Source organism: Sulfurovum sp. MH2-6, assembly GCF_058374785.1.
Genome location: NZ_CM178170.1, coordinates 495826 through 510939 on the forward strand (window position 1 = coordinate 495826; position 15114 = coordinate 510939).

A 15114-nucleotide genomic window follows, 5' to 3' on the forward strand; every position below is an offset into this window, starting at 1 on the left:
GTATGGCTATATCGCTATATCCATACTTAATTGTAACTTAAGTATCTTAATAAAGGGTAAATAGAAGTAAATTAAGAAGATTCTTGTTTTACAAGATAGGGATAACCTCTTTCAGGTTCAAGGTTGATTTGAAAACACTCTCTCTTCATTCGTAGTCAACAGTATCTCTATCACTGGATACTGATCTATAGAAGATTTTTTAAGAGGTAAGATAAACAGCCTGAATTTATCCTTTGGAGAGGGGAAGGTCATGCCGATCACCACTGCTTCTAGCGCGATCGGCATCTATGCGGACATCAGTCAGATACCGGGTGAATGACCATAAAGATCAACTCGATGCTGGTAACGGCTCTAACTCTTTTCTATTACCAATTTAACCTTTTAGCATCTATCGTACTCGCATTGAAATCAAGTACATGTCCTGTGTCGCCGACACCTGCCCATCCGGAGTCACCTGTAAAACGTACTTTATAGAATGGGTCCGGATCAAGTAAAAGACTGTCTGGATTGTAGACGAGCCAACTATCTGTCACCGGTGCAGATGGCGTTGCGGCAGTGTTGCCTGTCTCCAACTGTATATTATAGGTGACGGGAAGAGATCCGCTATTGTGTTGTACTGTTACTGTTGTATCCTGTCCGTTAACAAGAGTGAGATTGGAGCTTACCGTAGCGCTACCGCTTCCCAGTGCAACCTCCGGTGAACCTTGAAGCATAATATTCCCATCTCCCAAGGCTTCATTGTGATCACGTGAGAGCCACCAGTTATTGAGGTCTGTTGTCCCGAACAGTACATCAATATGATGATCATCACACCAGGTATAGCTCTTCTCTGCAGTATTACAATAGACATAGACAGCTACTGGGGTGTTGGCTGTAGTTCCTTTGAGATCATAGAACTCTTTGGAGGCTTTGGCACGTCCAAAGTGGAAGGTTGCACTGCTATCCTCACCTCCTACACCGTTGCCTGTGACAACCGACTGATTCTTTGTGCTGCTGGTATAGGTTGAGGATACAGAGATATTGATATCACTCCCCGGTACCCGGAATGGATTGACGGGTTGGTTATTGTTTCTTTGGTAGTTGAAGATAAGGCTCTTACCGGCATCGCTGATGGTATGTGTCCCGTTGGCTTCATCCGCACCTCCAAAACCAAGCAGTACTTCATTCGGTATAGCTCTGCTATTCACATCATTATTTAAGGGATGCCTGTTTTGGGAAGAAGCATTCCAGTCGGTGATACCCAGCGTTACGCTCACAGGATTCTCATAGAAGCCTGCTCCCTCACGGAAATTTTCTGTGATAGCCCCTTGAGTGTTGCGTGCCACAATCGTAGCACCGACCTGTGCAGACATATTGAGGTCATTGGAGAGGTAGGTGAAGTTTCCTTCGTTATTATGGTCTCTCAGTGTGATACCGGTCACATCAAAGTAAGCGGGGATGAAGGTGGCATTCTGGTCTCCACAGATATAGGCACCGTCCGGGATATCCAGAAGGGTGCCTTTCTCATTGGTAAGGGCACCGCCGTTACAACTTTGCGGTGTGTCATCGCTGTCGAGATTCGCCCACTGAGTATCCTGCAGCAAGATCTGTACCCGTCCCACATCACTGAATGAGATCCCAACACTTTGAGTCTCTGCAGGATTGGTCCTGGAGGTACTGATACCATTGACAAACTCAAAGTTGTTGTCATTGAATCCTAATGTCCCATGCAAGGTGTTGTTGGTATCTACGCTCCCATCTTTGAAGAGGAGGCGTTGCATAAGTGTGAGGTTCTCTTCCTGTTGGTCATCTGCAGAGACATATACCTGGTCATAGCCGTTTGTCTGTGCATCGGCTTCATTATTTGCAATGATGGTAAAACGGTGGGTAGCACCTGAGGCAAGCAGTTCGATATCCTCTCCGTCCGGCGGTGTGAGGAGAAACGACTTGGGTCTGATCGCAAACTCGTCTGAGCTGAAACATCTTCGCCATTTCGGATTGCTGTCAGTATCTTTACAGTTAACGATACCGCCGCTGCATTCGGTGCTTTCAAGAAGTGTATAGGTTGTCCCGTCAAATTCGGAACAGAAGACAAACCCTACATGTACATTTCTTGATGCTGTCATAACATTGGTATAGGTTTTATTGATATCCAGAGTGGTTTTGATATCGAAGGTATCGAGTGTTCCATCGATCGGGGTATCCCCGTTATAGAGCCCATAAGTTACGGTGCTCGAGATCGATTTTGCTTCGAGACTGGTCAGTTCGGCATCAAGATTGGCAATCGTAAGAGAGAATGTCTTGCCGGCAATTTTGGTTGAGATGTTTTTATCGTCAAACTTCCCATCGTGATCGGTATCTCCACGGAAGATATCCCAGGCATCAAATGGACCTGTCTGATAAGAGGGTGGTCTCTCGGTGATTTTACAGGGGTCAAGCCGTATATTGTAGTGACGGTCGATATCATCCGTATATTGCCCGAAGTAGATCAGCTGACTGAAGTCAAGGATTTCACCTGAGATAAATGATTTTTTATGCAGTTCATAGTAGATCTCATCAGGCGCATAGGTAGGGTATCCATCCCCGATATTGTAGTTGACATATCCGTTCAGCAACCCTATATCCAGACCCAAAGGAAGATCTGCATAAAGGGCACGGCTTTTGTAGGTACTGCTGCCGGTTACCTCGTTGCCCTCTTTGTCCAGTACTTCATGGTTACTTCCCAGGCCAATTCCTAGTAGTGATTTTTTTGCTTCGAATACCTGCACATCATCCAATGGTATCGGAGAGATGTTTTTGACCGGTACATATATGTCGCATGGGGTCAAAGGTGAACAGAGACTCAGGAGATGGTAAAAGTTCAGGCCGTTCGGTCCTCTCGGCGGATCGTAACAGAGGGCACACTCTCCCAGTCCGAACTGGTTGGCGCCGTCTGCATTGTACTTGAACTCGAAATTATTTCCTGTCACATCGATACGCCCTTCGGCTGTGATACCCCCGTAGATCTCAGAGTGTGAATTTCCCTGGATCAGTACATCTCCCTTTACATAGAAGAAGGCAGAGATATAACCGTCACCGCCACCTTCGCTTGAAAGGGTCAGATCCCCGCCCACATAGAAAAAGAGCGATGCGGAAGGATCGGCCCATGCGGCGCTGTTTTTTGCGTAATTGAGATCGTTTTTGATGAAGATACGGACATTGCCCCGCGGTTCTATCTGGAAACTGTTCATCTGGATATCCAGAGACCTGAAGTAGTAGTCGCCCTCCTCAAAGATCAGTACCTGGCTATTCCCCGAGAGGGTGACATCCCCCAGAAGCATCACTTTTTTGTCGCTGTTGCTGTAGGTCCGGGTGGGGTTGAAATGAATCTCCTGTTTGTTTCCGGTAAAGATATAGTTGCCGTACTCCAGTTTAGTCAGTTCTGTGTTTTGCATTGCGGCCAGAGTACTGCTATCCGTTGTTTCAAGAAAGTCGTGATCATAGCGGTTGGTCGGAGGCGGTACGAAGTTACAGTTTCCGTTTGCCTCGATCTCATCTACATCCTGACAGAGCTGGGCGCTTGTCAGGTCAGTGTAACAGGTAGGTGCGATGTTGTGTCCCTGTGTAAACTCGTTTTCCGGATAGGAGATGGTACAGCTGTTGAAAACGGTATTTTTCATCAGGGACATATGTTCATAGGAGGTCAGTACACTCGGGAAAGTACCACAGGTATACTCATTTTGGAAGGGCAGGTTGGAAGAGGGATTACAGCTTTCGAGACGGCCGCGGTGAAGCACGTTGTCCTTGATATAGGTGGCATAGATCTGTACACCGCTTAAATCGACGAGATCGCCGTGTTTATGGTAGATCGAGTGAGATTCATAGGGGACATAATCGGGCATCTCATAGCGCAGGGCATCATGCAAGATCGTTGTATCGATCAACCAGTCCAACTCCAAGCCCAGTTTTCCCAGCGATTCGGTATCTTCGTAAACACACTCGCCCGAAGCAATTCGGGAGATATCATCGATACCGCAATCAAACTCCGGATCGAGGGGAACAATGTCCAACAAGGCATTGGTAGCAAAGATGAGTCCTACCTCTGATAGATCCTCGCCGCTCTGATTGATAATAGGAACGGTTCGTTTATGAAAGTAGGGGATATTATCGAGCGGTTGCTCCATGATCTCTCCATAGCAGAGATCATCCGCATTGTCCACAACGGGCATTGATTTGGCTGCCATAACTCCGGTAGAGAGACCCACTAAAGCCATTGCTATAATGGCAAAAAATCCCTTTTTCGATCCTCCCAAACTTTTCATCTCTCCCTCTCTTTCTTATATTCATATAGATAGCAGAAACGTTACTTGAAAGATAGTCTCTGCTGATAAAATTGTGTTGGTATAATGAGGGGTTTACAGCAACTTTTTATATCAGCATACCTGCTAGCCGATACCCCTCCTCCTGCTGTCAATGATGAAACTTCTGTCCCATCTTCAAATGCACTTCTCCCTGATCATTTCAAAGAGTAAAGATATTCCCATTTTTCTATTTGGTAGACTCTTTTTTATCCACACCTCATAGATGGGATAAAAAGTATGGACAGATCCATACTTATATAATGATATTAAATTGTAACTTAATCAAGGGTAAATAGAACAAGATCAGGAAGCTTCCTGTCCTACGATATAGGCATATCCAGTTTCAGGTTCAATATTGATCTGAAAGCTGTCCCCATCCGAAAGGGTGAAGGTAAAGGTACATCTCTGGTCGGCATACCCTTCATAGTCGACAGCATTGGCATTGGTAAACTTTGATCCATGAAAAGGTCTTCCCAGGTGGTCAAAGGCGATATGGGCAGCATCATCAGTGTTATCATCGTCACAGGAGTTCGTTATCGTATCGATACCGAATTTATAGGTCAGGAAGATATCTTCACTGACGGTACCGTCTCCTCCTTCGGGGCAAATAGATCCATTTTGCCAGAAAATGGGTTTGCCGGTGACCGGATCGATCGCTGCCTCCGTTTTTGCAAAAGAGGCATTGGTAGAGCCTGTCATATCATTATCGCTTCCTATCATGTAGAACTTAACCGTATTCCCTGAGCAGCTGCCAAATGTAATGTGCCAGAAACGGCGCTGCCAGAGTTCGTTGTCAAAACGCTGTTTATAGTCATTGAGTGCCAGGTGCTGTGTATAACGGATCTGGGAGAGGATATGATCGGCTGCCTCCTGTCTCATATCACGGTCCATTCTAGGCATTGCCATTGCTGCGAGTATCCCCAGAACAACGATGACGATCACAAGCTCTATCATCGTAAAAGCATTTTTTTCAGTATGCGTTTTTTGGTTAAAGTATTTCATATCTTTTGCAGAGTCCTTCTATGGTATGTGATCCATGGCGAGCCGGCGATATTGCTTTGGATGATATCTTTGTACTCGACATAGACATCGACAATAATGTTCAGTTCGTTATTTCCGGTACTTGGATTGTCCAGTTCACTTGTATCTTTGCAGGCTTGTATATCACCATCGGCACCGATATAGGCGATATGCGTACTTACCTTGTAGCCTTCACCTGTGTTCCCCGGATCGTTCGATCCGACAGTGGCATTGATATCGGTAATGCATTGCCCTGTTGTGTTCCTATCATTGGCAGTCACTGTCATAATGGCAAGTTCCGTATAGCTTTTTGCCAAAAGGATCGCCTGCTCTTTGTTGTACTGGGTTGTTGTCTCTTTGACGATCTTCCCCGAAAGGCTCATGACATAGATGGCAATACTGGACATCAGTACTATCAGGAAAATCGCTGTGATTAAGGAAAATGCTTCTCTGTGGTTTCTTATCATCGGATCACCGCCTTCTCTTTACAACTGTTGATCGTAAGGTCTCCCCCGATATTTTCTCGTTGACAAATTTTCAAACGAATAGAGCTTCCGCTTCCGGTAAAGTTAAAGACACTGACGTTTCTGATCAGGACCTGACTTTTTCCATTGTCATAATTTTCATCCTCCCATGGCTGATAGTCATAGTAGAGTCTGAGATCCCATAGACCCGCTTCGTCGCCTTCACCTAAATTGATATCTTCAAATCCGCGGTCTTTCAACTCTGCAGCAGTGAGCTCCACAGGTACGACAGCATAGGCTGTCCAGGCAAGCTTGTAGTGCTCTTTGACGGTTCTGCTGACTCCGGTAAGCCTACTCTCAAGATTTAAAACGGTATCTCCAGTTTGTCCCGATACCGGATGTATGTTTTCCGCACTGACGCCACCGGCATACCCTACCGTATCGGCATCAAAGGTATCGGGGAAGAGGATCGCACTGTCACCAAGCCCAGAATTACCTGAAGAGAGTTCACTGATAATGCTTCCCAAAGCACCCAATCTTGATCCAGGTGTGGAGAGGGCATCCTTTGTGCTCGCTGTCACATCGGCATAGCCGCTCCAGGCAGGCCGTCTTTTCTCTCCGGTTGTAGGGGATGTGGCGACGGCACTGAAGCCATCATTATCATAGGCTATCCACTCAAGAATATTATGTGTCGTATCCCCTGCCGGGATACTCTCTATAGGAAGAAAGTTTGCATTGTCTTGTCTGGCTATCACGGTTCGAGGGATGCTGTAGGCGAGTCTGTTGACCAGTTGCGTGATCGCCAGTTCGGTTTTCACACTGCTTCTGTGTACGGCTCTCTGCATGATATAACTCTCATAGACCTGAACAATGATCTGCGAACCGATCGATGCGACGATCCCGAGTACGACGATGACAAATACCAGCTCGATCAAAGAGAAGGCTTTTTTATGTCGAATAGAATGTATCATGGAAATACCACCTGATTGAGTTTATAGGTACCGATATTGCAGGAAAAAGCATTGAGGACGATATTTTTCTGCAACTCCTCCTCCGGGCTATTGGTTTGAAGCCTCACTTGAACCTGTTTGATATTGGAGTCGGTTGCGACAGTGTTATTGAAAGGGGTGTTGTAGGTGAGGGTATCGCTTGTACCTGCATAGGTGCTTCCCCCCGGCGTATCATTCAGGTAGTTGACGGTAACTGCAACGGTGATCTGTTTGTCGACGACATCACCGATCAAGGTCGAGGTAGGGTCTTCATCTATTAATGCGGTGGTGGCATTAGTGATAAAGTCATCAATATCATCCGTATCTCCGGCATCCGAGCCTAAGTTTATGGGTGCTGTGGCATTGATCTCTCCTCCCAGTGAATCAAAAAAACGTCTGCTACTGGAACTGGGTGTACCTGCTCTTCTCCCCGTCGGTATCGCTCCAACCATCTGCTGGTCCAGATCATCATTTCCGTTCACAGAAACCAGTATAGAGGCGGTGCGTGTGCTGTCCGTGTTGCCTTCATCCCATTGATGTGTCAATATCATTCCTATCTCCGCAGAGGCAGAGGCGATCGCTTCCTGCTGTAGTGCCACATAACTACTTTGTGTTGCAGTAGAGATCAGCATCGGTGCTGACATCAGTACGATACCCAGGATAACGATCGCAAAGATCAACTCGATCATCGCAACGGCTCTTCTCATTTTTCTTTTCATTACCAGTTCAACCTTTTCGTTTTGGTAGTACTTGCATTGACATCAAGTACATGACCCGTCTCCCCGACACCTGCCCATCCGGAGTCACCGGTAAAGCGTACTTTGTAGAATGGATCGGGAGGCAGAGTCGGGCTGTTTGCATTATAGATCATCCATGAATGCGTAGTGGTAGGCGTTGATGTGTTGAGGAATATATCAAATATCGCCGTAGTTGACCCGCTGGTTCTCTCTACCTGGATACTACTGTCTTGCGCATCTGCAATGATATTGACATCTGTATCTACCGTGGCACTGCCGTTACCCAGTGAAAGGGTCGGAGGATTCTCAAGTGTGATACTGCCGTCTCCAGTGTTTTCATTGTGATCAAGCGAGAGCCACCAGTTATTTAGATTGGTTTGACCTGTAAGCTGTATGGAGTCAGGGAAGAAGGTACAAGTAGGGAATATATCACAGTATACAAGCGCAGTGATCGGTGTCGTTGCCTCTGTCCCTTTTACGTCATAAAAGTCTTTGGAAGCCTTGGCACGCCCGAAGTAGAAGGTGGCATTTCTCTCATCCGTCTCTACGCCTGTTCCAATGATAACGGCCGTTTTCCCGGAAGCGGTATAGGTAGAGGCTACAGAGATATTTACATCACTCTCGGGAACCCTGAATGGATTAAGAGGCTGGTTGTTGTATCTCTGATAATTGAACATCAATCTATGACTCAGGTTGCTGTCGTTCCATGTGATGTTACGAGTACCGTTTGCCTCACCCTCACCTCCAAATCCAAGCAGCAGTTCATTCGGAATATCGTGGATAAGTGTATCATTGTTGAGCGGGTGTTTATTGGCGAGTGACGGGTTCCACTCTGTGACATTGAGGTCAACACTGACAGGGTTTTCATAGAAAAGCTCTCCCTCTCTGAAGTTTCTTGTGACATTCCCCTCGGCGTTCAGTGCACTGATCGTTACATCCATATGTGCAGACATATTGAGGTCGTTGGAGAGATAGGTGAAGTTGCCGTCGTTGTGGTTTCTCAGTACGATATTGTCCACACTGAAGTGGTGTGGGATGAAGGTAACCATATCATAGGTACAGATATAGGTATGCGCACGGCTCGTGTTACAATCCATAGGCGTGTCATCATTGTCTACTGCCGCCCACTCCTTATCATAGATGTTCAGCATGATGGTCCCCACATCCGTATAGGATACAGCTACGGTCTCATCCGGGTTGGGCGCACTGGATGGTCCAGAGAGGTTCTGACTTGAAAGTCCTCCCACCATAAATCCTATCTGAGTAGTATTGAGCGTAGCGTTACCTTCCAGTACCTCTTCCGTATCGGGTTGACCATTTTTAAAATATCTGATCTCCACGGACTCAAGATCACTGTTGTAGTTGTGATCATTCACGGTATAGTCCGAGACTACAGCATCTGTCGGGATCGCTGACCCGTTTGTATGGATACCGTCATCAGGGTATCTTGCTATGAGTGAAAGGGGATACTCCTTACCTGCTCTCAGCAGGTCCGGGGCATCAGGGGAGGTCATCCCCGTATCCATATGGTCCGGACGGATGGCAAAGTTGTCTGTGGTGCATGAAGGCTGGATGTTGAAGGTACACATATAACATCCCAGTTGATTCACATAGATGCTGTCTGTTGCCGGGTCATATGTGGGATCACTCGGATCAGCAAATCCGTTATTGGCTGAATCACATGGTTTTCCCCCATCCATCCCGCATCGGTCCCAGGCATCCTGTCCAAAGGCAGTTTTATACTGAACCTCGGAGTTCACACACTGCGCAAGTCTGGCAAAGTTACCGGTGGTACTACTGTTTGCCAGACAGTTCTGCCCTTCGACACTCAGAGAGTTTGGATCGACAAAGATCAACCGCATTCTGGATGCTTTTGAGACGGAGGTCGGTACGATCATCGGATTCTGTGCAGAGATAGTATCGGGCAGTATGTCAAGGACGAGCTGCTGCCCTGTATTGGGGTTGATGATATTGTCTATTGTCAACGAACAAGTATCATCGGACATATAGGGTACGATGGAGTAGGGGATCCCTGTAAGTGTTTCATACGGGACAGCTTCTCCCGCAAGATTGAGGTGTACACCGGTGACCTCTCTGCTTGGCATCCCGGCAACCATCGTCTGGATATATTTGAGCGAACCCTCTACATCTGCAGCATGTGCATTATAGGTGGAGGCATTGCTCCCATCGATAGGGGTATCTATCAGGTCTGCACTCGATGTGACTGTTACACCCCCCTCACTGGTCCCGTTACATTCATAGATACGGCCTTTATGGTGGAATCCCAGTGCGGTGTAGTAGTCACCGAACATTGCAATACCATCTATCCTAGGGGTATTGTAGGTGCCGCTGTCATGGAGGAGTACCTCTATATTGTTTACCAGGTTGTGATCGATATGAATGGCATACCCTTGCGTATAAGATCCATACTCTGTAGCATGTGAGATATCGTTACAGTCATCTCCCACTGCCCCTCCTGATGTGGAGCCGATATAGTCACAAGAACCGGCTTTTGTTTCCGGGGCATACATCTTATAGAGTTTTATATCACTCAGTACAGTCGTTGCATTGTACTCTCTGACCGCTACATACGCTTCACATCCACTTCCATAGTAGAAGTTACCTTTCATTTCACAGGTGCTGTTATAGTCTACTGTACGTAATGGGGTCATATCCGTATAACATAGATGTTCGGCAGTATCTTTTTCATTTGTTATACCAGTCGTCTCCGTAAAGGTATTGTCACTCGGATGCACATCCGGCAGTGCGCTCTCCACTGTTATGGTATTTGTCACCACTCCTGAGTTAGGCTGCGCAGATGGTGCACGGACATGCAGCCTGAAGATAGAAATCTCTCCTGTATCAAGTTCTCCATCCAGTGTACACTTTACGATACCGTAAGCTAATCCCGTAGTAAGATTATTTTCACCTCTACAGTCCCATTCGCTTGTAAGGCCATTGGTCATATCCAGATCAACCGACATACCATCCGGCAGTGTATCGGTGAGATTTACATCTGTGGCATTTTGATTTCCGATATTACTTACACTCACCGTATAGTAAAAACGATCATAGATCAGAGCCTCTTCAACATTTGCTATTTTTGTTACTTTCAGGTCATTCCCCTCTGACGGATCATTCGGTGTAAATCGAGCAGAAATATTATATGCATTCGCAACATTCTCACTGTCCCCTTCCAGGTAGATAAAATATTTCCCTGCCAAAGTTGAGGGAATGGTAAGGAGTGTTGAAGCATTATTCCCTATAGACCCGGATGCAATCGTAGGACAGAAAGGGTTTCTCAGCTCAGAGTAATTTAAAATTTTATTTGTATTGTTATGGATGGTGACTTCTAGCGTTCCATTGGCGGGAACATCAAACGAGTAGTAGTCTCTATCTCCCGAACTACTGGAACCTTGAACTAATCCGGTATAGATTCCGAATGCAAGTACCGGTTCGGCTTCACTACAACCATTGTTCGGTTCTGTTTCTGCATACAAGATACCCCCAAAGAGTATGAGGATGCCTGAGACTAAAGAAATAAAACTCCCTTTCACTCTACGAAAAGGTAATAAAATCAAAAAAAATCTTTTAATGATATAGGTCAGATACTGCATGGAACCTCCTTTCCAACCGCTTCTTATTATTATACTAAAAAATATAATAAAAAGCTACAAAAGAGACCAAACACATTAATGTAAAATAAATAACCAATTTACTTCTATTAAGCAACCCGGCTGTCTACAAGAGACCCGTGGCTTTCCGTCCCTATCTCGCAATAGGTTTGGCCTACAATTGTTTAATGATGGCATAAGGTTACTTAATTCTTTCTAATGTAAATAATGGATTGGAATCTCTCGAAGCTAATACGCTTTTTACGTATTTTGAGCTATGATATTGAGAGTTAAAGAACTTCACAGGGAGTGATGATAGATGTTACAGATGATGAAAACAGTTTTTATAGGAGTATTTATCTCCTTTTTTCTTGTAGGGTGCGGAAGCGATGAGAGTACAGTCGAAGAGTTCAATAAGCCGGCGCTCTACTGGTATCAGAAGATAGCAAAGAGTATCTCCGGCGGGTATATGGACAAAGCTGATGCTTACTATGTCTCGCTCAAAAGTGAACATATGCGTTCCCCTATGATGCCGTCTGCGATCATTATGCTTGCGCATGCGCATATGAGCCAGGAGGAGTATCTGCTTGCCAACTTCTATCTGGATGAGTATAACAAACGTTTCGGGGCAGGCAGCAATCGTGAATATATCGAGTTTTTGAAGATCAAGGCCTCTTTTTTGGGGATTAAGGATGTTTACAAGGATCAGAAGTTGATACAGGATACCATCCTTAATGCAAAGATCTTTCTCAGCCGTTATCCCGGGTCGGACTATCATCCTTTGATAGAGACGATGCTCGTCAGGCTCTATATGACACAGTATCTTCTCAATGAAAATATTGCAGCACTCTATGAACGTACAGGCAAAGAGAAAGCGGCAAAGATATACAGGGATAAAAACAGAGATTCTGTGATTCAGCAGAGTGATATCACCCCTCCTGAACAGGGGATCGTAGGTCGTGTTTTTGACTAACGTGAGGTAGCAGTCGGTTGAAAACCGTTAATCTTTTTGCGGTAGCCTAAGTGAAAATAGTAGAAACACGCTATCAGTTTGATATAGTCTGGTAGACATTTACAGAAGAAATTTTATGGAAATAACAAAGGAAATATTAGTATGCAATTAAGTGATTATGATGCATTTCCCACACAGTTGCCTGTGGTCGTAGAAGACGAACTCTTTCTCTACCCGTTTATGATCAGTCCTATTTTTCTGAGTAATCAGAAAGATATCGATGCCGCTACCATGGCGATGGAGAATAACTCTCTGCTCTTTGTCACCTCTTCAGTGAGCGGTAAAGAGGGAGAAAGAGATTTTGATGCGATGTATAAAGTAGGGGTTGTAGGCTCCATTATGCGTAAAGTGCACCTGCCTGACGGGAGGGTAAAGATACTCTTTCAGGGGCTTTCCCGTGCAAAGATCGTCGAGGGCACCGAGGGAGAGATCAATCAGGCGATGATCGATACAGTAGAGCTGGAACCCTATAATGAACTGAAAACCAATGCACTGATGGATATACTCAGAACCAAGATCAAAAAACTCTCTTCTCTTAACAGTAATATCCCGGCTGACCTTTTGCGTACGATAGAGGAGAACGATGAGCCTAACCGTATCGCCGATCTTGTCTCTTCCATGTTGAAGCTGGATAAAGAGGTGGCCTACAGACTCTATATCGAACTGAATATCGAGAAACGTCTGCTTGCACTGATCGATGTGATCACTTCCGAGATCGAAGCAGCGAAGATCCAGAAAGAGATTCGTACGAAAGTACACAGTAAGATAGAACAGACCAATAAAGAGTACTTCCTCAAAGAACAGCTCAAAGAGATCCAGCAGGAGCTTGGTATCGATACGCAGCGTGAAGAGGAGATCGCCAACTTCAGGGAAAAGATCGAAGCACTGAAGCCCCACATGCATGAAGATGCCTATAAGGAGATCAGTAAGCAGTTGGAGCGTTTTGCACGTATGCATCCGGAATCTGCGGATGCCAATGTACTGCAAAGCTATCTGGAGTGGGTACTTGACCTGCCGTTTGGCAAATATACCAAAGAGAACCTCAGTGTAGAGAAGGTAGCGCAAGAGCTGGACAAGGATCACTACTCACTAGAAAAACCCAAAGAGCGTATCGTCGAGTTTTTCTCGGTACGAGAGCTTGCATCCTTAAGAGGGATGAAGCAAAAAGAGACCAGCGGGGCGATACTCTGTTTTGCAGGACCTCCGGGTGTGGGTAAAACGTCATTGGCAAACTCAATTGCTACGGCTTTGGGTAGACCGCTGGTCCGTATCGCTTTGGGTGGTCTGGAAGATGTGAATGAGCTTCGAGGTCATAGACGTACCTATGTCGGCGCGATGCCGGGCCGTCTTGTGCAGGGATTGATCGAAGGTAAAAGTATGGACCCGGTGATCGTACTGGATGAGATCGATAAAGTAGGGCGTTCTATGAGAGGGGATCCGACTGCGGCACTGCTTGAGATACTTGACCCTGAGCAGAATGTAAAGTACCGTGATTACTACCTGAACTTCAATATCGACCTAAGCAAGGCGATCTTTATCGCTACGGCCAATGAAGTAGGGCGTATCCCTGCACCGCTGCGTGACAGGATGGAGTTCATAGGATTGAACTCCTATACTCCAAGAGAGAAGTTTGAGATTGCAAGACGTTATTTGATCCCTCAGGAGATCAAAAAACATGCATTGAGAAACAATGAAGTCTCTATCAGCGATAAGGCATTGAAACTGCTTATCAGTGATTACACAAGGGAAGCAGGGGTAAGAAACCTTCGAAGACGTGTGGCTGACCTTATGCGTAAGAGTGCGAGAAAACTTCTTGAAGACCGTAGCTTGGACAAAGTTTCAATCAGTAAAAAGAACCTAGAGAAGTTTACGGATAAAAAAGTCTTTGAGATCTCACCGGTTCATCCTGAGCCGCAGGTCGGTGTAGTGAATGGACTGGCATGGACCGCAGTAGGTGGTGATGTCTTAACGATCGAGGCGATCAAGATCAAAGGCAAAGGGGCATTGCAGCTCACTGGTAAACTCGGTGATGTGATGAAAGAGTCCGTGCGTATTGCACACTCCGTTGTCAAGATATTGATCGATGAGCGTAAACTGCCTGTCTCTTCATCCATCATACCGCATACGCTCAAAGAGAAAGAAGAGCGTATTGCATTGGATGTATCGGAAGTCTATAAACGATTTGATCTGCATATTCACGTACCGGAAGGTGCCACACCGAAAGATGGACCGAGTGCCGGTATAGCAATGGTGTCTGCTATCGCATCGGTATTGAGTGAGAAAAAGATCAATAATGAAGTAGCGATGACAGGCGAGGTTACACTTACGGGTAATGTCCTGCCTATCGGTGGACTGAAAGAGAAGCTCATTGCTGCATATACCGCCGGAGTAAAACGTGCTCTGATCCCTGCTAAAAACTATGAAAGGGATATGGATGAGATACCTGAAGAGGTTATTGAAGCGGTCGAGATCATCCCTGTTAAAACGATCGATGATGTACTTAAAGAGATATTCGTAGATTAAAAAAGAGGGGATTTGGCAGAGGAGTAATCCTCTGCTTCTGAAGTGTTACATGCTTAAAGCAATGGTTCTTAAGACCACTGCTCCAATTTTGCTTTGAGGTCATCTTCTTTGACCGGTTTTCTAAGAAAGTCATTCGCACCATTCTCAAATACTTCCGTTTTTCTCGTGTCATCTGTTGAGAGTACAATAACCGGGATATGAGAGTTTTTCATATCCGCTCTAAATATCTTTAGGAACTCTACACCGTCTACTACCGGCATCATAATGTCAAGCAGTACAATGTTGATATCAGGGTCTTTTTTAAGTTTTTCCAAAGCATCAGAACCATTTTCTGCTTCAATGGATTCTGATACCTCCGGGTTCTTTTTTAAAAGAGTTTGCAACAGTTTTCTGTTGATAAAGTCATCATCTACTATTAGTACTTTTAGTGCCATCT

General features: G+C 45.6%; 9 protein-coding genes and 1 riboswitch. Of the genes, 2 read left to right on the forward strand and 7 right to left on the reverse strand.

Annotated elements, in window-relative coordinates; all coding sequences use genetic code 11:
• Positions 1 to 365 precede the first annotated feature (365 nt).
• From AC4JOV_RS02420 to AC4JOV_RS02445, 6 genes are all read right to left on the reverse strand, one after another.
• The gene (locus tag AC4JOV_RS02420; RefSeq protein ID WP_229936712.1) at positions 366 to 4280 is read right to left on the reverse strand and encodes a hypothetical protein; all 3915 of its coding nucleotides are present in this window, start codon (positions 4278 to 4280) and stop codon (positions 366 to 368) included.
• Positions 4281 to 4622: 342 nt separating this feature from the next.
• A complete protein-coding gene (locus AC4JOV_RS02425) occupies positions 4623 to 5321 on the reverse strand; it encodes a pilus assembly FimT family protein (protein ID WP_229936711.1) in 699 nt (232 codons plus the stop codon).
• A complete protein-coding gene (locus tag AC4JOV_RS02430; protein ID WP_229936710.1) occupies positions 5318 to 5806 on the reverse strand; it encodes a type II secretion system protein in 489 nt (162 codons plus the stop codon). Before AC4JOV_RS02430 ends, AC4JOV_RS02425 begins: the two co-directional genes overlap by 4 nt.
• A complete protein-coding gene (locus AC4JOV_RS02435) occupies positions 5803 to 6774 on the reverse strand; it encodes a prepilin-type N-terminal cleavage/methylation domain-containing protein (protein WP_229936709.1) in 972 nt (323 codons plus the stop codon). The genes AC4JOV_RS02430 and AC4JOV_RS02435 overlap by 4 nt, the downstream gene beginning before the upstream one ends.
• Positions 6771 to 7511, reverse strand: a complete 741-nt coding sequence (locus AC4JOV_RS02440) for a type IV pilus modification PilV family protein (protein WP_229936708.1) — start codon at positions 7509 to 7511, stop codon at positions 6771 to 6773. Before AC4JOV_RS02440 ends, AC4JOV_RS02435 begins: the two co-directional genes overlap by 4 nt.
• On the reverse strand, positions 7511 to 11029 hold the full coding sequence (locus tag AC4JOV_RS02445; protein ID WP_229936707.1) for a DUF6701 domain-containing protein: 3519 nt from the start codon (positions 11027 to 11029) through the stop codon (positions 7511 to 7513). Before AC4JOV_RS02445 ends, AC4JOV_RS02440 begins: the two co-directional genes overlap by 1 nt.
• A gap of 224 nt (positions 11030 to 11253) precedes the next feature.
• A riboswitch (cyclic di-GMP riboswitch) is annotated at positions 11254 to 11328 on the reverse strand.
• Between the two features lie 134 nt (positions 11329 to 11462).
• Here AC4JOV_RS02445 and AC4JOV_RS02450 point away from each other — a divergent pair.
• The gene (locus AC4JOV_RS02450) at positions 11463 to 12116 is read left to right on the forward strand and encodes an outer membrane protein assembly factor BamD (RefSeq protein ID WP_229936706.1); all 654 of its coding nucleotides are present in this window, start codon (positions 11463 to 11465) and stop codon (positions 12114 to 12116) included.
• Positions 12117 to 12257: 141 nt separating this feature from the next.
• Entirely contained in the window at positions 12258 to 14678 is a 2421-nt protein-coding gene (lon, locus tag AC4JOV_RS02455) for an endopeptidase La (protein ID WP_229936705.1), read from the forward strand.
• 68 nt (positions 14679 to 14746) lie between these two features.
• Here the strand turns inward: lon and AC4JOV_RS02460 are convergent, their stop codons facing one another.
• Complete coding sequence (locus AC4JOV_RS02460; RefSeq protein WP_229936704.1) at positions 14747 to 15112, reverse strand: response regulator; 366 nt, start codon at positions 15110 to 15112, stop codon at positions 14747 to 14749.
• Positions 15113 to 15114 lie beyond the last annotated feature (2 nt).

Excerpts from the sequence above, each read along its gene's own strand:
- AC4JOV_RS02440 (WP_229936708.1), bottom strand. The coding sequence starts at position 7,511 with ATGAAAAGAAAAATGAGAAGAGCCGTTGCGATGATCGAGTTGATCTTT.
- AC4JOV_RS02430 (WP_229936710.1), bottom strand. The coding sequence starts at position 5,806 with ATGATAAGAAACCACAGAGAAGCATTTTCCTTAATCACAGCGATTTTC.
- lon (WP_229936705.1), top strand. The coding sequence starts at position 12,258 with ATGCAATTAAGTGATTATGATGCATTTCCCACACAGTTGCCTGTGGTC.
- AC4JOV_RS02435 (WP_229936709.1), bottom strand. The coding sequence starts at position 6,774 with ATGATACATTCTATTCGACATAAAAAAGCCTTCTCTTTGATCGAGCTG.
- AC4JOV_RS02420 (WP_229936712.1), bottom strand. The coding sequence starts at position 4,280 with ATGAAAAGTTTGGGAGGATCGAAAAAGGGATTTTTTGCCATTATAGCA.
- AC4JOV_RS02450 (WP_229936706.1), top strand. The coding sequence starts at position 11,463 with ATGTTACAGATGATGAAAACAGTTTTTATAGGAGTATTTATCTCCTTT.
- AC4JOV_RS02425 (WP_229936711.1), bottom strand. The coding sequence starts at position 5,321 with ATGAAATACTTTAACCAAAAAACGCATACTGAAAAAAATGCTTTTACG.
- AC4JOV_RS02460 (WP_229936704.1), bottom strand. The coding sequence starts at position 15,112 with ATGGCACTAAAAGTACTAATAGTAGATGATGACTTTATCAACAGAAAA.